This is a genomic window from Curtobacterium sp. MCJR17_020 (assembly GCF_003234365.2).
In the GTDB taxonomy this organism is placed as follows: Bacteria; Actinomycetota; Actinomycetes; order Actinomycetales; family Microbacteriaceae; genus Curtobacterium.
In genome coordinates this window covers 646,727-668,559 of record NZ_CP126260.1, presented here as the reverse complement: position 1 = coordinate 668,559, position 21,833 = coordinate 646,727, and the positions used below count along the sequence as shown (strand labels likewise).

Genomic DNA, 21,833 nt, shown 5'->3' with positions numbered 1-21,833 from the left:
CGCACGGCCTGCCGACGGCTCGTCGTCAGAGCTCGCGCGCGACGACGACGACGGTCAGGTCGTCGCCCGGGTCGTGGTCGACCGCACGCGACCGCACCCGCTGCAGGAACGTCGCGATGTCCGGCGACCCGCGGTAGAGCACCCCGAGCTGCGACAGTGACGCGAGCGTGGAGTCCCACAGCTCGAGCGCGCCGTCGCTGACCACGATGACCACGTCACCCGGACGCATGACGAGCGACCCGGAGGCACGTTCGATGCCCGCGGGGTGCAGCCCGATCGGCAGGTCCGACGACCGCAGGATCCGCTCGGCGCCGTCGTCGCGGAGCTGCAGGACGAGTCCGTGTCCGGCGTCGGTGAAGTCGATCCGGCCGGTCGAGGGCGTGAGCCGGCCGTGGAACATCGTCGCGAACGACTCGGCGCGGCTGAGGTCGGGTGCGACCTGCGCCTCGAGCTCGGCGACGGCGACGTCGGGTGCCAGGTCACCGCGGGCGAGCAGTGCACCGCGGATGTTCGCAGCGAGCAGCCCAGCCGACATGCCCTTGCCCATGACGTCCGCCACGGTCAGGTGCACGGCGTCGTCACCCGAACGGTGCCAGTCGTGGAAGTCGCCGGAGACGACGCCGTGCGGCACCGACAGCCCGGCGATCCGGTAGCCGGGCACGTCGACCGTGCCGGGTTCGAGCCCCGCGAGCACGGACCGCAGGCGGTCCTCGTCGGCGCCGGCTGCAAGTTCCCGCTCGGCCCAGACACCGAGTTCCTGGAGCAGGGCGACCTCGTCGGCGTCGAGGGTCCGCGGTTCCGGGTCGATGAGGCAGAGCGTGCCGACCTTGACGTCGTCGTCGCCGAGCCGCAGCGGGACCCCGGCGTAGAAGCGCACGTTCGGGTCGCCGACGACCATCGGCATGTCGGAGTAGCGGGCGTCGATGCGCGCATCCGGCACGAGCACGGGGCCGCGCTCCCCCAGCGTCCGCCCGCAGAAGGTGTCCTGCAGCGGGATGACCGGTCCGAAGTAGCTGTCGCTCTGTTGGGACTTGATGGTCAGCGAGGTCTCGCCCGCCAGGTTCAGGAAGGAGCCGGAGACACCGAGGGCTTCACGCGCGATGCGGGTGATCCGGTCGAAGCGCTCTTCGGCGCCACCCTCGACCACGTCGAGTGCGGCGAGCAGCGCTGCTCGGCGCACGGCGTCGGGCGCGCCGGTGACTGGGACGGTCGTCGCTGTCTCCGAGTGCATGCACCCACGCTAACGCGCCAACCGGACAGGTCCTGTCCCCACTACGGAGGACGCACCACCCCAGTCCGCGGGGCAGGCGCGCCGAGTGTTCGGCGGCCGACCCTGGTCCGGCGCGGCCCGGCGCCGGACTACCCTGGACGCGTGTCCCGCCGTGTCCTGCCCGCCGTCGCCCTCGCCGCGGCGGCCCTGGTGACGCTCGCGGGGTGCGGTGCCCACGACTCGACCGGTCAGGTCTCGGTCACCGTGTCGGACAACGCCGCCGACCGCCCGTACGAGGTCAAGGTCTTCGCCTCGACGGGCAAGCTCTCCGAGCACCAGCGGGTGTTCCCCGGTGGCACCGCGGACTTCGCGGGGGTCCCGCTCGGCAAGGTGACCGTCCGCGCGGGCTCGCTGTGCCCGCAGACGACGACGGTGACGAACGACGCCGTCGCGACGGTCACGCTGACGACGACGGGCTGCTGAGCGCGGGTCGGTTCAGACCGCGCCGGGACCCCGTGCGATCGTCTCGTGCGGCTGCTCACCGAAGCGTGCGCGGTAGTGGGCGGCGAAGCGCCCGAGGTGCGTGAACTGCCAGCGCCGGGCGACGTCGCTCACCAGCAGCGCGCCCGAACGCGATCGGCCGAGTTCGAGGTGGACCCGGTCGAGCCGGACCTCGCGCAGGTACTGCATCGGTGTCACCGCGAGCCGCCGGCGGAAGAGGTCCTGCACGCCGCGCTCGCTCAGGCCGCACGAGTCCGCGATGTCGCCCACCGAGAGCGGCCGGTCGGCCTGGTCGTGCACGAAGCGGATCGCACGACGCATCCGGTGCTCGACGTCGGATCGCGACGGTGAGAACGTCGACAGCACGACCGTCGCGATGCGTCGGTTCAGGGCAGCCCGCTCGTCGGCCGGCAGCGCGGGGTCGAGGACGCGACCGGTGACGTCGCGGAGCAGTGCTCGGAGGGGTTCGATCCGAGGGTCGGCGGCGTCCGGTTGCCGGAACTCGGCCGCTGGGCCGCCGCCGCGGTCGCCGCCGTCGCGGTCGCCGCCGCCGCCGTCGCGTCCGCCGAGCAACGCCGGCGACAGGTGCAGCAGGGTCATCGCCGTGGCGTCGGTGTCGAAGCCGTACGCGACCGAGGCGGAGAGCATCATCGGGCGTTCGGCGCCGACGTCCCAGCTCGAGCCGTCGTCCGCGGTCAGGCGGGCACGGCCGTCGGCGAGCCAGAAGACCACGTGGTCCGGTCGGGGGCCGATCGTGCCGGAGCGGTGTCCGTGCGTCCCGATGCGCCGGATCGACAGCTCTGCGTCACCCCCGGTCACGTAGTCCATGGGCGCAGCGTCCATCGGAACAGTGCCTCCGCTCACCCCGCTGCGGACGGTCCGGCACGGGAATCGGAACGCTACCGCACCGGACGACCGGGGCGGGCAACGACCGCCCCGGACCGCTCAAGGCCGCTCAGGACCGCTCAGGACGGGTCCGGCACCTGGTCCCACTCGTCGGCGTACCGCGAGAGCACCGTCCACCGTGACACCGGCCACGTGGTGATGAACGCACGACCGACCACGTCGTCGACCGGCACCGTGCCGTGCACACGGGAGTCCGCCGAGTTATACCGGTTGTCGCCCATCACCCAGATGCGCCCCTTCGGCACGGTGATGTCGAAGTCGGTGCCGGAGACCCGGTCCGACCCGATCTCGGGCACCACGTAGGGTTCGTCGACCGGGTGGCCGTTCACGGACAGCCGACCACCGGTGCCGCAGCACGAGACGGTGTCGCCGGGCAGGCCGATCACGCGCTTGATCAGGTCGTCGCCCTGCCCGGTGCCGAGCCAGCCGCCCGGGTCCTCGAACACGACGACGTCACCACGCTGCAGGGGGACGGCGCCGGGGACGAGTTCGTTGACGAGCACACGGTCGCCGATGAGCAGCGTGTTCTCCATCGACGCGGACGGGATGTAGAAGGACCGGACCAGGTAGGTCTTCACCAGGAACGACGCCAGCAGCGCCACGACGACGATGACGACGAGGTCGCGGAGGAACCTCCAGCCGGCCCGCTTCGGCTTCGGCTCGGACTCGGTGGCACTCAATGCGTCAACACCACCTTCACGAGACCGATCACGAACGCCACGGCGGCCAGCACGATGCCACCCCAGAGCCCGAGGAACGTGGGCCGCTTGCCGCTGAACCGCTGCATGAAGACGCCGACCATCCCGATGCGCACGACCAGGATGACGAGGGCGGCCGTCTGCGCCCACCCCGTCGGGATCCACCCGATCCACGCCACCGCGTACAGCACCGCGGGGATGAGCCCGGACGTCGCGATCGGGTTCGCGTTCCGCATGATGGTCACGACCGATTCGCGCCGGGCGTCGTCGGTCTGGGAGTCGTCGCCGCCGAGGCCGTGCGCCACCAGGTGCGCGAGCACGTGCGCCAGGTAGGTCAGGACCGCGGTCGCCAGGACGGCCCAGACCGCCGAACCGTGTTGGATCGCGGCCGGGTCGACGGCGATCGCGGCGGCGAGCACCGTGATGTTGCCGTAGATGTAGGACGACATCCGGTCGCGGACGTGCTCGATCGGCAGGTCGCGCGGGTCCGGACGACCGCCGCGGGGTCCGCGTCCGAGCGGTGGTCGTGTGCGTGGCATCCGTCCATCTTGGCCCTCGCGTGCCGGTCCTCGCCGACAGGACGCCGAGTGCGATGGCCACGCGCGTGGCCGGTTCCGGCAGACTGGGTGGCGATCGGTGCGACGGCGCACCGGACAGGAGGCCCGTATGACGTCCGCACGACCACTCGCCCTGGTGACCGGCGTGGGCCGCAGAGCCGGCATCGGCGCGGCGCTCGCCACCCGTCTGGCGACCGACGGCTGGGACCTGGCCATCTCGTGGTGGGGCCCGTACGACGACCGCGTGAGCGGTGGGGCGGATCCCGACGGGGTCGAATCCGTCGTGCAGGATTGCGAGTCGGTGGGTGCACGCGTGACGCGCCTCCCGGTCGACCTGGAGGACCCGGACCAGGCGGCCGCCCTGGTCGGCCGCGCCGAGACCGAAGCGGGCGCACCAGTCACCGCCCTGGTGATGTCGCACTGCGAATCGGTCGACTCGGACGTCCGCACCACGACGGTCGAGTCGTGGGACCGGCACTTCGCGGTCAACGCCCGCGCACCGTTCCTGCTCGTGCAGGCGTACGCGGCCGCACTCGAACGCGCTGGCGACGCCGCACCGCGGGTCCGCCGGCGGATCGTCGCGCTGACGAGCGACCACATCGCGTACAACCTGCCGTACGGGGCGTCGAAGGGGGCGCTCGACCGACTCGTGTTCGGTGCTGCGAAGGAGCTCGGTAGCCTCGGCGTCAGTGCGAACGTGGTGAACCCCGGCCCGAACGACACCGGGTGGATGTCCGACGACGTCAAGCGCTGGGCGGTCGAGGGCACGCCGCTCGGCCGACTCGGACGACCGTCGGACACCGCTGCACTCGTCGGGTTCCTCTGCTCGGAGCAGGGGCGCTGGGTGAACGGGCAGCTGCTGACGTCGGACGGCGGGATCTCGAACCGCGCGTGACGCGGGCAGGCGCCGAGTCTCGGGGTCAGCGACACTTCTCGTGGCCCAGGCCGCGAGAACAGTCGCTCAGCCCGAGTCTCGGCCGCCCCGCGGGCTCAGCCGCGACCGGGCGCGGTCACCTCGATGCGGTTCGCCCACGGGTCCTCGAACGCGACCGTCCGGCCGTCGTCCGCTGTCTGCACCCCGGTGTCGTGCATGCGTGCGACGAGGGCACCGAGGTCGTCCGACCCAGGCACCTCGATCCGCACGAGCCCCAGCCCGAGCGCGAGCTGGCGGCGCCCGGCCCCGCGGGAGTTCCAGGTGTTCATCGCCATGTGGTGGTGGTAGCCGCCGGCGCTGACGAACAGGGCCTCGCCCCACCCGGCCGTCGTCGCGAAGCCGAGCTTGTCGACGTAGAAGTCCTTCGCGCTGGCGACGTCGCCGACCGACAGGTGCACGTGACCGACCCGACCCGGCGCGTTCGGCGCGGACTCCAGCGCCTCGGCCGTCAGGTGCTCCTGCAGGAACGCGTTCGGGTCGACGTACTTCGTGTCCATGTCGACCATGCCGTGCGTCCACGACCACTCCGTGCGGTCGCGGTCCCAGTACAGCTCGACGCCGTTGCCCTCGGGATCGGTGAAGTAGAACGCGTTGCTCACCAGGTGGTCGGCACTGCCGGTGAAGGTCTGTGGGAACTTCGTCGCGACCGAGTACAGCGCGGCGGCCAGGTCGGCCCTCGTGTCGAACAGGATCGCGGTGTGGAACAGGCCGGCGTCGTGCGGACCGGCGTGCTGCATCGACGGCGCGTGCTCGAGGATCACGATCGGGATCGCCAGACCCCCGGCGCCCGGTCGCCCCAGCACGGCGACACCGCCCTCGTTCGAGAGCAGCGAGAGCTGGACGCCGTCGCGGTAGTAGCCGATCATCCGGTCGAGGTTCGCGACGCGGAGGGTGACGGCACCCATCCCGGTGTCGGCGGCGAGGAGGTCCTGCGTGTGCATGGCACCAGTGTGCGCCCATTTGGTTGACGCGTCAACCAAATGGGTCCGTCGGTGGTCGCAGCGAGTCTCGTGGTGGGCGACACTGCTCGCGGCCCGGCGCCCGAGATGTGTCGCTCGACGCGAACTGACGTGGCGCAGCACCCAGCTGCGGTCAGCGGGAGCGGAAGTAGCGGTGCAGCGCGCGCTCGCGGATCGCGGCTGCGGCGAGCGCCCCACCGAGGAGCACGCCGACGAGGCCGAGTGCCGCGATCGCGATCGCCTCGCGCACGATCGGCAGCGCGTCCTCGACGTCGAGGCCACGCACCGACACCACCGCGACGCTCGTCGCGACCACGGCCCCGACCGACCCCCAGACCAGGTGCTGCAGGACGATGCCGAGGACCCGCGCGCTCCGCGGTACCCCGACGTGCCGGTCGGAGGCCAGGGCGAGCCGGCGTCGTGCGACCGCTGCCGCGCCGATCGTCAGCCCCACGAGGGCCGCTGCACCGAACGGGACGAGCACCGGCTGCCGTGCCGCGGGGGTGAAGACCGCACCCAGCGTCGGGTTGAGCTGCCCGGCTGTCGGTCGGTCTTCGCCCTCGGCCCCGCTCGCCGGCAGAACGGTGCGCCGGAGCATCGAGACCGTGTCGTCGCGCTGCGGCCACACCGTCGCCCAGCAGGCGTCGAACGGCGACCCGTCGTCCACCGTCGGCGCGAGGACCGCGTACTCCAGGTCGGGGTCCCGGCCGTCGTCGGGGTGGACGTACACACCGGAGACTCCGGTGACCGCGCCGCCCACCGTCACGAGGCGATCGCCGGCAGCAAGACCCAGGGTCTCGTGCACCGTGGGCGAGACGATCACTCCCGCGGCCCCGTCGGCAGCCGAGCCGCCGAGCAGGCCACGCACCCCGGCGGTCACCTCGTAGGTCGGGATCGCCGAGCCCGGCAGCGCGGCGGGGACGACCCCGGCGTCGAGGCGCCGGAACGCACCGGACGCGATGACCCCTTCGGCATCCGCGAGGGCATCGCACACGCGGCCGTCGATCCGGCCCTCGGCCCGCTGGACGGTCGTCGCCGCACCGCTCGCGACGAACGCCGCAGCCGCTCGGACGTCATCGGCGACCGCTGCGGCGCGCATGCCCACGACACCGCCGAGCAGCACCGCGAGGACGACAGCGGTCACGGCTGCCCACGAAGCTCCGGAGGCGATGTCACGCCACGCCTCCCGCCAGACCTCGGTCACCTGCATCCGGCGGGGGCTCATCGGTACCGCCCGAGGTCGAGCACTCCGTCGCAGGCGTCACGGGTCGCGTCGTCGTGCGTGGCGACAACGACGACCGTCCCCGACGCGGCGAGCGCACCGATCCCACGGTTCACCTCGATCGCGGTCGCCCGGTCGAGTTGCGCCGTCGGCTCGTCGACCAGCATCAGACCCGGCGCACTCGCGATCGCGCGCGCGAGCATCAGGCGTTGTGCCTCGCCACCGGACAGCTCGGCGAACCGTGCGTGCGCCCGCGAGCCGAGCCCGAAGCGCTCGAGGACCTCGAGCGCCCGGACGTCCGCGGTCCGACGATCCGCGCCCTGGGCGACGAACGGCAGCGCGACGTGGTCGAGCACGAGGCGGCGGGCCACCCCGTACGGGTTCTGGAACACCCAGAGCGGCCGACAGCCCGGCGGACGGACGGCGGCACCGCGTGTCGGACGGAGCATCCCGGCGAGGATCGCGAGCAGCGTGGACTTGCCGGAACCGCTCGGCCCGACGACCGCGGTCACGGTCCCCTCGGCGAAGGCGCGGTCGACGCGGTCGAACAACACGGTGCCGTTCGGCCAGGCGTGCCCGACGCCCTCGAGCGTCACCGACACGAGCTGGACCGGTCCGGCGCAGCACGGATCCGGTCGAGCGTTCGTCCGCCGGGCACCCGGACGAACGACTGCCCGAGTTCCGACCCGAGGACCTCGACCCGGAGTGACTGCCCCGTCCTCGGTTGCACGCACGCCGAGTCGCCCTCGATGTCCCAGAGGGCCGTCGGTGGCACCACCTGGACGGTCCGCGGGCGACTGAGGGTCCACGTCGCGGCCACCGTCGGTGCGCCGTCCGCCGAAGCGACCGTCGCCGCGTACTCCGGCAGGGCGGTGATCGCGGCGAGGGCCGTCGGCGACGAGACCACGCCGGCGGCGTCGATCGGGACGTCGGCGGTCCCGATCCGGAGCACGCGCTCCCCCGGCGCCGGATCGACCGGGAGCGCCTCGATGCGCGCGCCGCGGAGTTCGGCCGGGAGTTCGACGAGGACACCGTCGGCGCCGACCGCTGCCCCGACGACGGCCACGCACCCCAGGACGGCGTTCTCCGCGGCTGGCACCCATGCGAAGGGGTCCCGCGGCACGACGTCGTCGGGCAGGTCGTCGCGGTCGACACCTCGGTCGACCAGGAACTGGCGCGCAGCTCGGAGCGTGCCCGGGCCGAGGACGCCGTCGATGCTCAGTCCGGCACCGAGGCGCGTGAGTTCCCGCTGCAGCCCCGTGACGTCGGCCCCGCGGTCGCCGAGCTCGAGGTCGCGCCACAGCGGCTCGTCACTGGCGAGCGCGATCACCGGCCGCCCGTCGAGCCGCGCGAGGACGTCCCCGCTCCGCACGGGTACCCCGGTCGAGCACGTCGACGTCGTCACCGTGCCGGTCCGCGACGTCACGACCGCCCGCGGGGCACCGGTGTCGAGTGCGAGCTGCACCTGTCGTTCATCGGCATCGGTACGCTCGGTCACCTGCACAGTGCTCGCGGGGGTCGCCGTCCGGAGTGCAGCCGGGACCTCGGCCGGTACAGCGACCACGATGGCGGCGGCCGTCGAAGCCGCGACCACCATCGCCCCGAGCGCCAGGAGCGCGGCAGACGGGAAGCGCATCACCGCCGCCAGAGCCCGAGCGGATCCAAACGGCACTGGATCGCAGCATCGCTGGTCTCGTCGAACGGCAACGTGTCGGCGTCGTAGTCCTTCCGCCACTGTTCCTCGGTGTAGCCCCTTCCAACCAGACCGGCTTCTCGTAGGCAGGGAACCGTGATTTTCGCGTCATCGAGACGTCGAGGATTGCGACGTGTCTCCTCGAAGAGCTGCGTGACGTACTCGTCGGCGGTCTGCTCGCATCTTCGGAGGATCGGGTCCGAGCGCTCGAAGAAGTCGTCGGGGTACCGTCCATCGATCGATTCGAGGCCGAATCCACCGTCCGGGTCGTAGTCGATCCGCAGTCCGGAGTCCGCGAGGCACCGACCCACGCGCTCGTGCGCGGCCTCGAGCTCGGCCGTGGTCACGTCACCGTCGGCGAGGATCTCGAACTCGAAGTCCGACACGCCGTCATCGAGCGCGGCTCGGAACTCTTCGGCCCAGGGCCCGGCCGACTCAAGGGTCGCCTTCGACGACGACCTCGAGGTCTCCGCAGTGGGGCTGCAGCCAGAAAGGACGAGGACTGCGGCGACCGCGACGCACACGGCGCCGCGGACACCGAGCAGACGGGGCATCTACCGCGCCGTCATGCCGTACGAAACGACGTTCGCCCAGCAGAGCTTCTGGGCCGAAACCCGGCCCTTGCCAACCCAGTCCCCGTACTTCGAGGGGGCGTTCCTGATCGCGTTCCAGTGGCGCGCGCCGTTGCCGCAGGAGTTGTTCTTCCCCTTCATCAACGTCACCGACCCGTAGCACGCAGCACTCGCCTCCGGCGCCGTCACGGTGTCGACCGCGATCCCACCGCCCACGACACTCCCCAGCGCGACCGCACCCAGCACGACGTTCTTGATCAACATCGATCTCCCCTTTCGTTGCGACATCACTCCGATGTCACCGTTAACGTATTACCGTTCAGTACGGGAACGCAACGACCCGCACCACATCCGTGCAGGATGGACGCGTGACTGATGACATCCGGTGGGAGGTGGTCGAGGAGAGCTTCCTCTCGCTCCCGGACCACGAAGCGATCGCAGCACTGCTCGCGCAGGCGTTCCCGGACTGGTCCCACTGGTACGTGGGCGGCCGCAGCTGGTCCGGCATGCAGCCCGAGCGCCGGGTCCTCGCCCGCGACCAGGACGGCGTCGTCCTGGCACACGTCGGGATCCGCCGCATGTTCATCACGGTGGGCGGACGCGATGTCCTGGTCGGTGACACCGGCCTCGTCGCCGTGTCCCCGCGGCTGCAGGGATCGGGCAGAGGCCGGGAGCTCATGGAGCGCACGCACGCCGTGCTCGACGGGCTCGCGGTGCCGTACGGCTTCCTCGGCGCGGGCGAGAACCGCATCCCCTTCTACGCGAAGCTCGGCTGGCACGAGTTCCCCGAGGTCGTCGGCACCTTCTCGGCGTTCACCGCCGAGGGCGCCGGCATCACGAACACGGAGCAGGGCGGCTGGATGGTGCGGCCGGTGGCCGCAGCGCTCGAGGACTGGCCGGCCGGCCCGATCTGGCTGAACGGGCAAGAGGTCTAGCAAGAGGACTGGGCACCTCCCCGAGCCGGCCCGATCTGGCTGAACGGCCAAGAGGTCTAGAACGCAACGACAGACGGACGGGAGGCACGGTGCCAGCTGGCACCGTGCCTCCCGTCCGTCAGGTGGTGGAGCGGGGCTCACGCCCCTGCGCTGGCTGGGCTACGCCTCGACCGCAACCGTCTCCGGGTCCTCGTTCGAACCCGGCGCGCTCGGCACGACCGCGGCGCGCACGCGCGCACCGAGGTCGGCGTCGACGTTCGTCCAGTACGCGAACACGCGCTCGCGCAGGTCGTCGCGCGTCACCTTCGAGACGTGACCGGCGATGTTGCCGACCAGGCGCTCACGGGCGGCGTCGTCGAGGACCTCGCGGACCATCGTGCCGGCCTGGCCGAAGTCGTCGTCCTCGGGGTGGAGGGTCGCGGCGGAGCGCTGCAGCGCGCCGTCCGACTCCCAGCCGGGCACGTCGTCGGTCGCGGTCGGGTCGGCGTGTGCACCACCGAGCGAGTTCGGGGCGTACACGGGCACCTCGGACTTCTGGAAGTCGAAGCGCATCGCGCCGTCCTTCGAGTACGAGTGCACCTCGTTCTTCGGGGCGTTCACCGGCAGCTGCGCGTGGTTGGTGCCGACGCGGTAGCGGTGGGCGTCCGCGTAGCTGAAGATGCGCGCGAGGAGCATCTTGTCCGGGCTGGCGGCGATGCCGGGCACGAAGTTCGACGGGGCGAACGTCGCCTGCTCGATCTCGGCGAAGTAGTTCTCCGGGTTGCGGTTGAGCTCCATCGTGCCGACCTCGATGAGCGGGTAGTCCGCGTGCGGCCACACCTTCGTCAGGTCGAACGGGTTGAACCGGTACGACTCGGCGTCCGCGTAGGGCATGATCTGCACCTTGAGCGTCCAGCGCGGGTGGTCGCCACGCTCGATCGCGGCGTGCAGGTCGCGGACGTGGAAGTCCGCGTCCTCGCCGGCGATGCGGTCTGCGTCCTCCTGCGTCAGGGTCTTGTGGCCCTGCTCGGTCAGGAAGTGGTACTTCACCCAGAAGCGCTCGCCCGAGGCGTTGATCCACTGGTAGGTGTGCGAGCCGAAGCCGTCCATCTCACGCCACGACGCGGGCAGGCCGCGGTCGCCCATCAGCCAGGTGACCTGGTGCGCGGACTCGGGCGACAGGGTCCAGAAGTCCCACTGCATGTCGTGGTCGCGCAGGTGCGAGCCGGGCAAGCGCTTCTGCGAGCGGATGAAGTCGGGGAACTTGAGCCCGTCGCGGATGAAGAAGACCGGGGTGTTGTTCCCGACCAGGTCGTAGTTGCCCTCGGACGTGTAGAACTTCAGCGCGAAACCACGGGGGTCGCGCCACGTGTCGGGCGAACCCTGCTCACCGGCGACGGACGAGAAGCGCGTGAGCATCTCGGTCTGCTGACCCGGCTGCAGGAACGCGGCGCGGGTGTACTTGCTGACGTCCTGCGTGACGGTGAAGGTACCGAAGGCACCACCGCCCTTCGCGTGGACGACGCGCTCCGGCACGCGCTCGCGGTTGAACTGGGCGAGCTTCTCGACCAGGTAGTGGTCGTGCAGCGCGAGGGGGCCGTCGGCCCCGACGCCCATCGAGTGCTCGTCGCTCGAGACGGGAGCGCCGGAGTTGGTGGTCGTGGTGGGGGTGCCGGCCGGCTGGCCGGGCGTCGTGTTCTGGTCGGACACGGTTCCTCCTTGGGTGGAACGGTTGGTTCGGTCAGGGGTGCTCGGGTGGTTCAGGGGACGCGCGGGGCGTCGGGCGCGCTTGCGCCTGGCTCGTCTGCGCTTGCGCGTGCGCCGGGTGCGCCTGCGTCGCTGGCTGCGTCATCGCCCGCGTCGTCGCGCTCGGCCGCGGCGCACCGCTCGCAGATGCCCCAGTAGGTGACCTCGGCGGTGGTGACGGCGAAGCCGTGCGCGTCCGACGGGGTCAGGCAGGGCGAGTGCCCGACAGCGCAGTCGACGTCCTCGATCGCGCCGCACAGCGTGCAGACGATGTGGTGGTGGTTGTCCCCGGTCCGTCGCTCGTACCGCGCGGGGCTGCCGGCCGGCTCGATGCGTCGGACGAGTCCGACGCCGGTCAGCGCCGCGAGCACGCCGTACACGGCCTGGTGACTGGTCGTCGGGAGCTCTGCCGTGAGCGCCGTGACGATGTCGTCGGCGGTGGCGTGCGGCATCGATTCGGTGGCCCGCAGCACCGCGAGTCGCGGCGTCGTGACCCGCAGGCCCGAGGTGCGGAGCAGATCGGCGTCGGCGTCCATGCTGAGCCTTTCTTTTGCAGGAATCAAGACAACACGTTCACTGTACACGAGGTTCCACCGGGGACCAGCGGTCTGACACATGCCGCGACCGGAATACGAAGTGTCACGATCCGGTCGCGATCAGCTGGACCAACGCTGGACCGACCGTTCCGCACGCTAACGTCCCGACATGTCCACCAGCCACGGCCTGTCTGAACAGGCGAACAGCGCACCGGACGTCCGGGGGATCATCGCGAAGCGGGACCTGGTCGTCGACCTCATCCGGACGGCCTGCGTCGTCCTCGTCGTCATCGTGCACGTCACGATGGTCGGCGTCGCGTCCGACGACCACGGAGCGCGGGTGACGAGCCCCCTGCACGAACTCCCGTGGTACGTCGCCGCCACCTGGGTCGGGCAGGTGATGCCCCTCTTCTTCGTGGTCGGCGGCTTCGCGAGCGCAGTCGGCTGGCGCAGCACCGTCGCCCGCGGTGGGCCGAGCCCTGCTCGCGACTACCTGGCCACCCGCCTCGTGCGCCTGTTCCGGCCCGCGGTTCCGCTGTTCCTCTTCCTCGCGCTCGGGCTCGGTGTGGCCACGGCCGCCGGCACCCCGCCGGACCTCCTCGCCGAGGTCGCGTTCGGTATCGGCTCACCGCTCTGGTTCCTCGCCGCCTACGGCATCACGCAGTGCTGCGTGCCGCTGATGATGCGGTTCCACGAGCGCGCGCCCTGGGCGACCCTCGGCGTGTTGCTCGTCCTCGCCGCGGTGATCGACGCGGTCCGCCTGGCCACCGGGGTCGCCGAGGTCGGACTGCTCAACCTCGGGCCGGTGTGGCTCTTCGCGCAACAGCTCGGGTTCCTCTGGGCCGACGGCTGGTTCGCTCGGCGGTCGAAGGCGCTCCTGCTCGCGGTGGCCGTCGCCGCCTACGCCCTGCTCGTCCCGATGACCTCGGTCGGTTTGTGGGCACCGGACATGCTGCAGGACCTCAACCCGCCGATGCTCCCGCTGGCGTTCCTCGCGATCGCGCAGGCCTGCCTGGTCCAGCTCGTGCACGCTCCGCTCACCCGCCTGATGCGCACCAGGGCTGCGCTCGGCGCCGTGTTCGTCCTCGGCCGCGACGGCATGACCATCTACCTGTGGCACCTGCCGCTCTTCATCGCGCTGAACGGGATCGCCCTGCTGGTCGGGGTGCCGTTCCCGACGCCGGGCTCCGGCGGGTGGTGGGCGTCCCGGCTGATCGCGCTGGTCGCGGTGCTCGCCGTCGCGCTCGGGGTTGCTCGGGCACTCCGCTGGTTCGACCGCCCACTCCCCCGGCTGCTGCCCTCGGCCGACCGCCCGTCCTGGCCGGTCGTCGCTGTCGCTGCGCTCTGCACGATCGGTCCGGCGTTCCTGGTGATGCAGCTGCACCTGTCATTCGCGGTCGCGGTCGTCGGCGCCGTGGCCGTGCCGATCGGGGTGTGGTTGCTCTCGCGGACCACGCCGGCCCGGGGCGTCACCCGGATCTGAACCGGTTCTCACCGTTCGGGGCCGATCGGGCCTGCACCGGCACACGCGCCGGGCAGAGGATGGCGGCAGGCCGATCCCCTGGAGGCACCCGACGCCGTCGACACCCGAGTTCTGGAGCACCTGGCGGTTCGATCCCCTGTCCGCGGTGATGATCGCCGTCGCCGCGGTCGCCTACGGCTGGTGGATCATCGGCGCCGCACGTCGCGGCGCGCGCTGGCCCTGGTGGCGCACCCTCGCCTTCGTCGCCGCACTGGTGCTGTTCGGGATCCTGCAGTTCGGCATCGTCGGCGTGTACGACCAGCAGCTGCGGTGGGCGTTCGTGCTGCGGTCCGCCCTGCTCTTCTTCGCGGTCCCCACCTTCGCCGCGCTCGGTGCGCCCGTCTCGTTGCTCCGGACAGGAGGCCCGGATCGCCTCGCGCACGCCGCCGACGCCGCCATGCGGTCGCGTCCAGTGCGCCTGCTCGGCAACGCGATCGTCGCGCCGCTCGTCGCCCTCGTCCTGTTCGGCCTGTTGCTGACACCGTTCTCGGCGACCCTGCGCGAATCGTCCGTCTGGGCCGTCGTGATCACGGTGACGGTTCCGATGCTCGGGTTCGGGTTGCTCGCTCCGCTGTCCGAGCCCGGTGTGCTGCGATCGTCGACGTTCGTGACCGCGGAGTTCCTGCTCGCCTTCGTGGAGCTGATGATCGACGCGGTGCCGGGCATCGTGCTCCGGATCACGAACCACGTGCTCGACGGGTCGGTGGTGCAGGCCGTGGGGCAGCCGTGGTTCCCGTCGCCGCTGCGCGATCAGCACCTGGCGGGCGACCTGCTGTGGTTCATCGCCGAGGTGGCGGACATCCCCGTGCTCATCTCGCTGTTCATCCGGTGGCAGCGGACCGATCGCCGCGAGGCCCACGCCGTCGACGCCCTGACCGACGAGCAGATCGACGAGCTGACGCGGGAGCACCTGCAGCGCCGGGGTTGAGCGCGCGGGCGCCGACCCGGAACGACGACCTCGATGTCGTACGTCATCGACGGTGTCGCAACCCCGCGGCCGCAACGACTGCGCCCGGGCCCCGGACCCCGGACCCCGGACCCCGGACGCACGCGGACCCCGGGCCGCCCGTGTGAGCAGCCCGGGGCCCGGGTGGTCGGCGCGGGTCAGGCGTCGGCGTGCTTGCCGTGGTGTTCGGTGGCGGCGAGCTCGGCCTCGGCCGTCGCCGGAGCAGCGGCCGCAGCGTGCACGCCGTGCTCGGTCGGCTTCGCGTCGCCCTCGGCCGGCGCAGTGCCCTCCGCGCCGGGCTGCGCGGTCACGCCACCGGTCTGCTGCCAGGCGACGGTCTGCTTCGGCTTCGCCAGGAACAGCGCCGCCACGATCGCCGCGATGAGCACGATCGCCGGAAGGAACAGTGATTCACCCATGGCCCGCGAGAACGGCTCGAGCAGGGCCCCGGGCAGTCCGCCGACCTGCTGCTCGGCGCCACCGGCCGAGGTCCCACCGGTCGAGGCCGGGAAGTTCGCGGTGATCCGGGCCTCCATCAGCGCCGCGATGCCGGCCGAACCGAGCACGGCACCGATCTGACGAGTCGTGTTGTAGACGCCCGAGCCGGCACCGGCCAGCTTCGGCGGCAGGTTGCGCGTCGCCGAGACCGACAGCGGACCCCACATGCAGGCGTTGGCGATGCCGAGGAGCGCGCTCGGCAGGAGCACCCATCCCCAGTCGGCGCCCGACGACAGCAGGGCGCCGAACCAGAACAGTCCGGCCGAGAAGCACGCGAGACCGAACGCGGCGACCCAGCGCGGGTTCCACCGGTTCAGGTTCTTGCCGACGAGCGGGGCGAGGCCGGCGGACAGCACGGCCTGCGGCACGAGGAGCAGTGCCGCCTGGGTCGGCGAGAACCGCAGGACGTCCTGCGCCCAGAGCATGATCGGCAGCGCGAACGAGGCGATCGCGACACCGACGGCCGTGATGGCGACGTTGGCGAGGGTGAAGTTGCGGTCCTTGAACAGGCCGAGGGGAAGCAGCGGCTCGCCCTTCTGCACGCCCTGCCAGACGACGAACCCGGCGAGCACCACGAGCCCGACGATGATGAGCGACCACACCGAGATCGGCCCTGCGATGACGCCCCAGTCGTAGGTCTCGCCTTCCTGGATGCCGAAGACGAGCAGGAACAGGCCGGCCGCGGACAGGAAGATGCCGAGGTAGTCGAAGCGGTGCCCGTGACGGTCGAACGACGGCACGAACCGCTGCGCGAGCACGAACGCCACGACACCGACGGGGACGTTCACGAAGAAGATCCACTCCCAGCCGAAGCCGTCGACGAGCAGGCCGCCGACGATCGGGCCGACGAGCGAGGCGACACCGGCGACGGCACCCCAGAGACCCATCGCGGCACCGCGGTTCTGCGGCGGGAAGATGCGCGTGATGACGGACATCGTCTGCGGGCTCATCATCGCGGCGCCGAGACCCTGCACGACGCGGGCCACGATGAGCATCTCGATCGAGCCGGCCAGACCGCACCAGAGGCTGGCGAGCGTGAACACCACGAGGCCGATCTGGTACATGACCTTCGGGCCGAAGCGGTCACCGAGGCGGCCGGTGATGAGCAGCGGCACGGCGTAGGCGAGCAGGTACGCGCTCGTCACCCAGATCACGGAGTTGATGTCCGCGTCGAGCTCCTGGGCGATGGTGGGGGTGGCGACCGACACGATGGTCGAGTCGACGAGGATCATGAAGAAGCCGACGACGAGCGCCCAGAGGGCGGGCCACGGCTTCTTCTCGGTCGTCCGCGGAGGCGTGACGGAGGTCATCGAGTGGTGTCCTTGCTGTTCGTGGGGAAGTCAGTGTCTGTGGGGACGGCCGGGCCGTCCCAGGGGAGGTCGCCGCTGGCGATGCGGTCGACGGTGGTGCTGAGCCACTCGATCTGCGCGGCGAGCATCGCACGGACGTACGACACGTCGAGCCAGTACCGCTCGGTCAGCTGCTTGGCCTGCACGCGCTGGAGTGCCTGGTCGTAGTCGTCGCGCTCTTGTTCGAGTGCGACGATCCGGGCCCGGACGGCATCGACCGCCTCGGTGTGCGGCAGGTTCTCGAGCACGGAGAGCGCCAGGTGGAACTCCGGGTACTCGTCCGCGGGCTCCGCCACCATGCGGCGGAGACCGTCCGCGAGTGCTGCGCGGCCGGCGTCGGTGATCGTGTAGGTGGTGCGTTCCGGCCGGTTGCCGTCACGGTCGGTCCCCACGACCTCGGCGAACCCGAGCTCGGCGAGGCGCCCGACCTGGTGGTAGAGGGTGCCCGGGCGGACCTTGACGTTCCGCTCCTCCTGCCGGTGGACCATCGTCTGGAACATCTCGTACGGGTGCATCGGGGCCTCGTTCAGCAGGTCGAGCGCGGCGAACGCGAGCGGCGTGAGCGACGCCATGCGGGCCTCCTGGCAGATCGATGCGGCAGTCCTCCGACTGGACTATTCGACTTCGAATATACGGAGTCGAACACAAGTGAGCAAACGCACAGCACGTTCTCCACAGGAGGCCCGGATCCGTCCCGGCGTGTCGCGCGCGCCCCGTAGACTGGTCGCGTCCCCCACCCCTGAAGCGCTGGAGAGAACACGTGCCAACGATCGTCGTCGAGGTCATGCCCAAGGCTGAGATCCTCGACCCCCAGGGCAAGGCGGTGGGCAACGCCCTCGCCCGTCTGGGCAAGGCCGACCTGACCAACGTCCGCATCGGCAAGCGCTTCGAGGTGACCGTCGACGGCCCCGTCGACGACGCCAAGCTGGCCGAGGTCCGCGACATCGCCGCCGACGTCTTCTCGAACGCGGTCATCGAGGACGTCGTCTCGGTCACCGTCGAAGGGCAGTGACCCGGATGCGCATCGGCGTCATCACCTTCCCCGGCTCCCTCGACGACCGTGACGCCCAGCGCGCGGTCCGCCTCGCCGGCGCCGACCCCGTCGCCCTCTGGCACGGCGACCACGACCTGCAGGGCGTCGACGCCATCGTGCTGCCCGGAGGGTTCTCGTACGGCGACTACCTGCGCGCCGGTGCGATCGCCGCGAAGGCGCCGATCATGGCCGAGGTCATCGACGCCGCCGGCAAGGGCATGCCCGTGCTCGGCATCTGCAACGGTTTCCAGATGCTGGCCGAGGCCCGTCTGGTCCCCGGCGCACACACCCGCAACGCGCACCAGCAGTTCATCCGCCGCGACCAGAAGCTCCGCGTCGAGACGACCTCGACCGCCTGGACCTCCGGGTTCACCGCGCAGCAGGAGATCACGATCCCGCTCAAGAACGCCGACGGCCGGTTCGTCGCCGACGCCGACGAGATCAAGCGCATCGAGGACAACGGCCAGGTCGTGTTCCGCTACGTCGGCGTGAACCCGAACGGGTCGATCGACGACATCGCCGGCGTCTCGAACGAGCGCGGCAACGTCGTGGGCCTGATGCCGCACCCCGAGCACGCGACCGAGCCCGGGTTCGGCCCGGACACCGCCGCTGCCATGGCCTCCGGCACGGACGGCCTCACCTTCTTCACCTCCGTGATCGAGTCGACGCTCGTCAAGTGACGGCCACGACTCCAGTGACAGGGAACGACAACACCGTGACGACTTACGTGCGCCCGAAGCCCGACACCGTGCAGGATGCCGCGGCGACTCCCGACAAGGACCAGCCGTACGACGCGCTCGGCCTGAAGCCGGACGAGTACGCCCGCATCAAGGAGATCCTCGGCCGCCGCCCCACCTCGGGCGAGCTGGCGATGTACTCCGTCATGTGGTCCGAGCACTGCTCCTACAAGTCCTCGAAGAACTACCTCCGTCAGTTCGGCAAGAAGGTCACGCCGGAGATGACGAAGAACCTGATGGTCGGCATGGGCGAGAACGCCGGTGTCGTCGACGTCGGCAACGGCTGGGCGGTGACCTTCAAGGTCGAGTCGCACAACCACCCGTCCTACGTCGAGCCGTACCAGGGCGCCGCGACCGGCGTCGGCGGCATCGTCCGCGACATCATCTCGATGGGCGCCCGCCCGGTCGCCGTGATGGACCAGCTCCGCTTCGGCGCGATCGACCACGAGGACACCGCACGCGTCGTGCACGGCGTCGTCGGTGGCATCTCGTTCTACGGCAACTGCCTCGGCCTGCCGAACATCGGCGGCGAGACCTACTTCGACCCGGTGTACCAGGGCAACCCGCTGGTCAACGCCCTGGCGGTCGGCGTCCTGCGGCACGAGGACCTGCACCTGGCGAACGCGTCCGGCGCCGGCAACAAGGTCGTGCTGTTCGGTGCCCGCACCGGTGGCGACGGCATCGGCGGCGCGTCGATCCTGGCGTCCGACACCTTCACCGAGGGCGGGCCGACCAAGCGTCCCGCCGTCCAGGTCGGCGACCCCTTCGCCGAGAAGGTCCTGATCGAGTGCTGCCTCGAGCTGTTCCAGAAGGAACTGGTCGAGGGCATCCAGGACCTCGGCGCCGCGGGCATCTCCTGCGCCACGTCCGAGCTCGCGAGCAACGGCGACGGCGGCATGCACATCTCGCTCGACGACGTCCTGCTGCGCGACCCCACGCTCACGGCCGAGGAGATCCTGATGTCGGAGAGCCAGGAGCGCATGATGGCGGTCGTCCGCCCCGACAAGCTCGACGAGTTCCTGAGCGTCGTCGGCAAGTGGGAGGTCGAGACCAGCGTCCTGGGCGAGGTCACCGGCACCGGCCGTCTCGTCATCGACTGGCAGGGCCAGGAGATCGTGAACGTCGACCCGCGCACCGTCGCCGTCGACGGCCCCGTCTACGACCGCCCGGTCGCCTACCCGACCTGGATCGACGCACTGCAGGCCGACACCGCTGCCTCGCTCGACCGTCCGGCCGACGGCCCCGCACTCAAGGCGCAGTTCCTCAGCCTGCTCGGTTCGCCGAACCTGTCGTCGAAGAACTGGGTGACGAACCAGTACGACACCTACGTGCTCGGCAACACGGCCCTGTCGTTCCCCGACGACGGCGGCATGATCCGCGTCGACGAGGAGACCGGGCTCGGTGTCGCCATCGCCACCGACGCCAACGGCCGCTACTGCCAGCTCGACCCGAAGCAGGGCGCTCGTCTGGCCCTGGCCGAGGCGTACCGGAACGTCGCCGTCACCGGTGCCGTCCCCGCTGCGGTCACCGACTGCCTGAACTTCGGCTCCCCCGAGAACCCCGAGGTCATGTGGCAGTTCTCCGAGGCGGTCGAGGGCCTGGCCGACGGCTGCATGGAGCTCGGCATCCCGGTCACCGGCGGCAACGTGTCGTTCTACAACCAGACCGGCACGACCCCGATCCACCCGACCCCGGTCGTCGGTGTGCTCGGTGTCATCGACGACGTCGCCAAGCGCGTCCCGTCGGGCTGGCAGGACGACGGCCACAACATCTACCTGCTCGGCACCACGAGCCTCGAGCTCGACGGGTCGGCCTGGGCCGGCACGGTGCACGGCCACCTCGGCGGTCGTCCGCCGGCGGTGGACCTCGGTCGCGAGAAGGAGCTCGCCGAGCTGCTCTTCGCAGCGAGCGGCGAGCAGCTGCTGACGAGTGCGCACGACCTGGCGGACGGTGGCCTCGGCCAGTCGCTCGCCGAGTCGGTGCTCCGCTTCGGCCTCGGCGCCCGCGTGGTCCTCGACGAGCTCGAGTCCCGCGACGGCGTCGACACCGCGACCGCGCTGTTCTCCGAGTCGACCGGTCGCGTCATCGTGACCGTCCGTCGCGAGGACGACGTCCGCTTCCAGGGCCTGTGCGACGGTCGGGGCTTCCCGGTCCTGCGCATCGGCGTGACCGACGCCACGTCGAACGCGCTCGAGGTCCAGGGTGCGTTCACGGCGACGCTCGACGAGCTCCGCGGCACGCACAACGCGACGCTGCCGGCCCGCTTCGGCGACGTGATCGTCGAGGACGTCACCGAGGGGTACGTCGGCCGTGGGCCGCTCGACTCCGACGGTGCGTTCTCGCCACGCACGGACTCCTAGGCCGGGCGGACACCGCGTGCCCATCGTCACCCTGCCCTTCGCGGAGCTCGTCGACCGGTTCGGCCCCGTGCCGGACGGCATCGAGCTGGACGTGTGGGACGTCGAGGCGCCGTACGGTCGCCCGGACGACGTCGCCATCACGTTCCTGCCGTTCTACTTCGGTGGACGGCACCGTTGGCAGTTCGTGCACGACCTGCCGGCGCTCGAGCTCCTGCAGCTGCCGAGCGCTGGCTACGAGCACGCGGTGCCGCACGTGCCCGGTCACGCCCTGCTGGCGAACGGTCGGGGGATCCACGACGACGAGACCGCCGAGCTCGCCGTCGGTCTGGCGCTGACCTCGCTGCGTGAGCTCGGGGCGTTCCAGGCCGATCGCGCGAACGGTGTGTGGGACGCTCGGGAGACCCGTTCCCTGGCCGACCGCCGGGTCACGGTCGTCGGCTTCGGCGCGATCGGGTCGGCGATCGCCACCCGGTTCGAGGCGTTCCGCACCGAGGTCACCGTGGTGGCCCGCACCGCTCGCGACCAGGACGGTCGCCACGTGCACGCGTTCGGCGAGCTGCCCGAGCTGGCACCGACGACGGACGTCCTCGTGCTCATCGCGCCGCTGACTGACGAGACCGAACGGCTGGTCGACGCCGAGCTGCTGGCCGCACTGCCGGACGGCGCCCTTGTGGTGAACGTCGCCCGCGGCAAGGTCGTCGACACCGATGCTCTGGTGGCGGAGCTGCAGTCCGAGCGGCTGTTCGCGGCGCTCGACGTCACCGACCCCGAGCCCCTGCCCGACGGCCACCCGCTGTGGACGACGCCGAACACGGTCCTCACGCCGCACGTCGGCGGCAACACCGACCTGAGCGTCCCGCGGTCGATCGAGCTGATGCGTCGGCAGGTCGCCGCGCTGGCCGAGGGTCGCCCGTTCGAGAACCTGATCGAGCGCTAGCAA

Annotated in this window: 23 protein-coding genes; 9 read left to right on the top strand and 14 right to left on the bottom strand. The window is 71.2% G+C overall.

Annotation, left to right across the window (positions count from 1 at the left end; translation table 11 throughout):
- Positions 1–25: 25 nt before the first annotated feature.
- Positions 26–1,231 carry a PP2C family protein-serine/threonine phosphatase gene (locus DEJ14_RS03255; RefSeq protein ID WP_111085573.1) on the bottom strand — a complete coding sequence of 402 codons (1,206 nt, stop codon included), beginning with the start codon at positions 1,229–1,231 and terminating at the stop codon, positions 26–28.
- Between the two features lie 141 nt (positions 1,232–1,372).
- Here DEJ14_RS03255 and DEJ14_RS03250 point away from each other — a divergent pair, with 141 nt between their 5' ends.
- Positions 1,373–1,693: a hypothetical protein gene (locus DEJ14_RS03250; RefSeq protein WP_111085574.1), complete on the top strand. Its 321-nt coding sequence runs from the start codon at positions 1,373–1,375 to the stop codon at positions 1,691–1,693.
- A gap of 12 nt (positions 1,694–1,705) precedes the next feature.
- Here the strand turns inward: DEJ14_RS03250 and DEJ14_RS03245 are convergent, their stop codons facing one another.
- From DEJ14_RS03245 to DEJ14_RS03235, 3 genes are all read right to left on the bottom strand, one after another.
- A complete protein-coding gene (locus DEJ14_RS03245) occupies positions 1,706–2,539 on the bottom strand; it encodes a helix-turn-helix transcriptional regulator (protein ID WP_111085575.1) in 834 nt (277 codons plus the stop codon).
- A gap of 137 nt (positions 2,540–2,676) precedes the next feature.
- Entirely contained in the window at positions 2,677–3,297 is a 621-nt protein-coding gene (gene lepB / locus DEJ14_RS03240; RefSeq protein ID WP_111085576.1) for a signal peptidase I, read from the bottom strand.
- Positions 3,294–3,854 (bottom strand): hypothetical protein, encoded by a 561-nt coding sequence (locus DEJ14_RS03235; protein ID WP_111085577.1) that lies wholly within the window; start codon positions 3,852–3,854, stop codon positions 3,294–3,296. The genes lepB and DEJ14_RS03235 overlap by 4 nt, the downstream gene beginning before the upstream one ends.
- Positions 3,855–3,981: 127 nt before the next feature.
- Here DEJ14_RS03235 and DEJ14_RS03230 point away from each other — a divergent pair, with 127 nt between their 5' ends.
- Positions 3,982–4,767, top strand: a complete 786-nt coding sequence (locus tag DEJ14_RS03230) for an SDR family oxidoreductase (RefSeq protein ID WP_111085578.1) — start codon at positions 3,982–3,984, stop codon at positions 4,765–4,767.
- 95 nt (positions 4,768–4,862) lie between these two features.
- Here DEJ14_RS03230 and DEJ14_RS03225 read toward each other — a convergent pair whose 3' ends face one another.
- The 6 genes from DEJ14_RS03225 to DEJ14_RS03200 all read right to left on the bottom strand — a co-directional run bounded on the left by DEJ14_RS03225 (position 4,863) and on the right by DEJ14_RS03200 (position 9,513).
- A complete protein-coding gene (locus DEJ14_RS03225) occupies positions 4,863–5,747 on the bottom strand; it encodes a VOC family protein (RefSeq protein ID WP_111085579.1) in 885 nt (294 codons plus the stop codon).
- Positions 5,748–5,898: 151 nt separating this feature from the next.
- Positions 5,899–6,990 (bottom strand): hypothetical protein, encoded by a 1,092-nt coding sequence (locus tag DEJ14_RS03220; RefSeq protein ID WP_146249764.1) that lies wholly within the window; start codon positions 6,988–6,990, stop codon positions 5,899–5,901.
- Positions 6,987–7,589: an ATP-binding cassette domain-containing protein gene (locus tag DEJ14_RS03215; RefSeq protein ID WP_111085581.1), complete on the bottom strand. Its 603-nt coding sequence runs from the start codon at positions 7,587–7,589 to the stop codon at positions 6,987–6,989. The genes DEJ14_RS03220 and DEJ14_RS03215 overlap by 4 nt, the downstream gene beginning before the upstream one ends.
- On the bottom strand, positions 7,580–8,623 hold the full coding sequence (locus DEJ14_RS03210) for a peptidoglycan-binding domain-containing protein (protein ID WP_111085582.1): 1,044 nt from the start codon (positions 8,621–8,623) through the stop codon (positions 7,580–7,582). The genes DEJ14_RS03215 and DEJ14_RS03210 overlap by 10 nt, the downstream gene beginning before the upstream one ends.
- Entirely contained in the window at positions 8,623–9,234 is a 612-nt protein-coding gene (locus DEJ14_RS03205; RefSeq protein WP_111085583.1) for a hypothetical protein, read from the bottom strand. Before DEJ14_RS03205 ends, DEJ14_RS03210 begins: the two co-directional genes overlap by 1 nt.
- Positions 9,235–9,513: a hypothetical protein gene (locus tag DEJ14_RS03200; protein WP_146249765.1), complete on the bottom strand. Its 279-nt coding sequence runs from the start codon at positions 9,511–9,513 to the stop codon at positions 9,235–9,237. It lies immediately after the preceding gene.
- A 107-nt stretch (positions 9,514–9,620) separates the two neighbouring features.
- Between DEJ14_RS03200 and DEJ14_RS03195 the strand changes: the two genes are divergently transcribed.
- Positions 9,621–10,187 carry a GNAT family N-acetyltransferase gene (locus DEJ14_RS03195; protein WP_181437550.1) on the top strand — a complete coding sequence of 189 codons (567 nt, stop codon included), beginning with the start codon at positions 9,621–9,623 and terminating at the stop codon, positions 10,185–10,187.
- Between the two features lie 159 nt (positions 10,188–10,346).
- Here the strand turns inward: DEJ14_RS03195 and DEJ14_RS03190 are convergent, their stop codons facing one another.
- On the bottom strand, positions 10,347–11,783 hold the full coding sequence (locus DEJ14_RS03190) for a catalase (RefSeq protein WP_502868839.1): 1,437 nt from the start codon (positions 11,781–11,783) through the stop codon (positions 10,347–10,349).
- Between the two features lie 143 nt (positions 11,784–11,926).
- Positions 11,927–12,448, bottom strand: coding sequence for a Fur family transcriptional regulator (locus DEJ14_RS03185; RefSeq protein WP_220036431.1), 522 nt, complete (start codon positions 12,446–12,448; stop codon positions 11,927–11,929).
- A 169-nt stretch (positions 12,449–12,617) separates the two neighbouring features.
- On the opposite strand from DEJ14_RS03185, the gene DEJ14_RS03180 reads away from it, so the two are divergent.
- Positions 12,618–13,931, top strand: a complete 1,314-nt coding sequence (locus tag DEJ14_RS03180) for an acyltransferase family protein (protein ID WP_111085587.1) — start codon at positions 12,618–12,620, stop codon at positions 13,929–13,931.
- 148 nt (positions 13,932–14,079) lie between these two features.
- Positions 14,080–14,898, top strand: a complete 819-nt coding sequence (locus DEJ14_RS03175; RefSeq protein WP_111085588.1) for a cytochrome c oxidase assembly protein — start codon at positions 14,080–14,082, stop codon at positions 14,896–14,898.
- 176 nt (positions 14,899–15,074) lie between these two features.
- Here DEJ14_RS03175 and DEJ14_RS03170 read toward each other — a convergent pair whose 3' ends face one another.
- Positions 15,075–16,724 carry a DHA2 family efflux MFS transporter permease subunit gene (locus DEJ14_RS03170; protein WP_111085589.1) on the bottom strand — a complete coding sequence of 550 codons (1,650 nt, stop codon included), beginning with the start codon at positions 16,722–16,724 and terminating at the stop codon, positions 15,075–15,077.
- Complete coding sequence (locus DEJ14_RS03165; protein WP_111085590.1) at positions 16,721–17,335, bottom strand: PadR family transcriptional regulator; 615 nt, start codon at positions 17,333–17,335, stop codon at positions 16,721–16,723. The genes DEJ14_RS03170 and DEJ14_RS03165 overlap by 4 nt, the downstream gene beginning before the upstream one ends.
- A 188-nt stretch (positions 17,336–17,523) precedes the next feature.
- On the opposite strand from DEJ14_RS03165, the gene purS reads away from it, so the two are divergent.
- The 4 genes from purS to DEJ14_RS03145 are packed head-to-tail and all read left to right on the top strand — an operon-like array spanning position 17,524 to position 21,830.
- A complete protein-coding gene (gene purS, locus DEJ14_RS03160) occupies positions 17,524–17,775 on the top strand; it encodes a phosphoribosylformylglycinamidine synthase subunit PurS (protein ID WP_017886272.1) in 252 nt (83 codons plus the stop codon).
- 5 nt (positions 17,776–17,780) lie between these two features.
- Positions 17,781–18,476: a phosphoribosylformylglycinamidine synthase subunit PurQ gene (gene purQ, locus DEJ14_RS03155; RefSeq protein WP_111085606.1), complete on the top strand. Its 696-nt coding sequence runs from the start codon at positions 17,781–17,783 to the stop codon at positions 18,474–18,476.
- A gap of 35 nt (positions 18,477–18,511) precedes the next feature.
- Positions 18,512–20,893 carry a phosphoribosylformylglycinamidine synthase subunit PurL gene (gene purL / locus DEJ14_RS03150; protein ID WP_258373281.1) on the top strand — a complete coding sequence of 794 codons (2,382 nt, stop codon included), beginning with the start codon at positions 18,512–18,514 and terminating at the stop codon, positions 20,891–20,893.
- Positions 20,894–20,909: 16 nt separating this feature from the next.
- On the top strand, positions 20,910–21,830 hold the full coding sequence (locus DEJ14_RS03145; RefSeq protein ID WP_181437551.1) for a 2-hydroxyacid dehydrogenase: 921 nt from the start codon (positions 20,910–20,912) through the stop codon (positions 21,828–21,830).
- The last annotated feature ends 3 nt before the right edge of the window (positions 21,831–21,833 follow it).

Coding starts and splice junctions, on each gene's coding strand:
- DEJ14_RS03255 (WP_111085573.1), bottom strand. CDS start 1,231: ATGCACTCGGAGACAGCGACGACCGTCCCAGTCACCGGCGCGCCCGAC.
- DEJ14_RS03245 (WP_111085575.1), bottom strand. CDS start 2,539: ATGGACTACGTGACCGGGGGTGACGCAGAGCTGTCGATCCGGCGCATC.
- DEJ14_RS03235 (WP_111085577.1), bottom strand. CDS start 3,854: ATGCCACGCACACGACCACCGCTCGGACGCGGACCCCGCGGCGGTCGT.
- DEJ14_RS03230 (WP_111085578.1), top strand. CDS start 3,982: ATGACGTCCGCACGACCACTCGCCCTGGTGACCGGCGTGGGCCGCAGA.
- DEJ14_RS03225 (WP_111085579.1), bottom strand. CDS start 5,747: ATGCACACGCAGGACCTCCTCGCCGCCGACACCGGGATGGGTGCCGTC.
- DEJ14_RS03220 (WP_146249764.1), bottom strand. CDS start 6,990: ATGAGCCCCCGCCGGATGCAGGTGACCGAGGTCTGGCGGGAGGCGTGG.
- DEJ14_RS03210 (WP_111085582.1), bottom strand. CDS start 8,623: ATGCGCTTCCCGTCTGCCGCGCTCCTGGCGCTCGGGGCGATGGTGGTC.
- DEJ14_RS03205 (WP_111085583.1), bottom strand. CDS start 9,234: ATGCCCCGTCTGCTCGGTGTCCGCGGCGCCGTGTGCGTCGCGGTCGCC.
- DEJ14_RS03190 (WP_502868839.1), bottom strand. CDS start 11,783: ATGGGCGTCGGGGCCGACGGCCCCCTCGCGCTGCACGACCACTACCTG.
- DEJ14_RS03185 (WP_220036431.1), bottom strand. CDS start 12,448: ATGGACGCCGACGCCGATCTGCTCCGCACCTCGGGCCTGCGGGTCACG.
- DEJ14_RS03180 (WP_111085587.1), top strand. CDS start 12,618: ATGTCCACCAGCCACGGCCTGTCTGAACAGGCGAACAGCGCACCGGAC.
- DEJ14_RS03175 (WP_111085588.1), top strand. CDS start 14,080: ATGATCGCCGTCGCCGCGGTCGCCTACGGCTGGTGGATCATCGGCGCC.
- DEJ14_RS03170 (WP_111085589.1), bottom strand. CDS start 16,724: ATGACCTCCGTCACGCCTCCGCGGACGACCGAGAAGAAGCCGTGGCCC.
- DEJ14_RS03165 (WP_111085590.1), bottom strand. CDS start 17,335: ATGGCGTCGCTCACGCCGCTCGCGTTCGCCGCGCTCGACCTGCTGAAC.
- purQ (WP_111085606.1), top strand. CDS start 17,781: ATGCGCATCGGCGTCATCACCTTCCCCGGCTCCCTCGACGACCGTGAC.